Annotated in this window: 1 protein-coding gene; it reads left to right on the top strand. The window is 49.1% G+C overall.

The window, feature by feature from the left end; translation table 11 throughout:
- Window positions 1-613, top strand: a 613-nt coding sequence (locus tag R7Q11_RS27565) for a solute carrier family 23 protein (RefSeq protein ID WP_318094474.1), incomplete at both ends; no start/stop codon positions are given.

Below are 613 nucleotides of genomic sequence, written 5' to 3'. Positions count from 1 at the left end.
GTTCGTTGCGGTGATTACACCTTCATTAATCATTTGCCAATCTTTGGGCGTTCCGGCCGATCAAACCAACACCATTATCAGCATGTCGCTGTTTGCATCTGGTGTTTCTTCCTTTATCCAAATCCGTACCTTTGGCCCTGTTGGCTCCGGCTTGCTATCGGTGCAAGGCACCAGCTTTAACTTTTTGGGTCCAATCATCGGTGCGGGTTTATCACTCAAAGCAGGTGGCGCGGACATCAGCACCATGATGGCGGCGATTTTCGGTACGATTTTAGTCGCCTCTTTTGCCGAGATTTTACTGTCTCGTGTGCTTGAGCATGCACGTCGCATCATCACACCTCTCGTCTCTGGCATTGTCGTAACTCTGATTGGCCTGACGCTGATCCAAGTCGGCTTGGTTTCTATGGGTGGAGGCTATGCTGCAATGGGCGACGGTACTTTTGGTAGCTTAGACAAACTGGCGCTCGCTGGTACCGTACTTGGGTTAATTGTGATTTTGAATCGTTCTAAAAACCCATACATTCGTGTGGCTTCGATCGTGATTGCCATGCTAGTTGGCTATGTAATGGCATACTTCATGGGTATGGTCGACACCTCAAAATTGGGGGAAACC

The sequence above is a fragment of the Vibrio sp. 970 genome, assembly GCF_033339075.1.
Note: the sequence above shows the minus strand (reverse complement) of the source record. Positions and strands in the feature narration are given on the sequence as shown.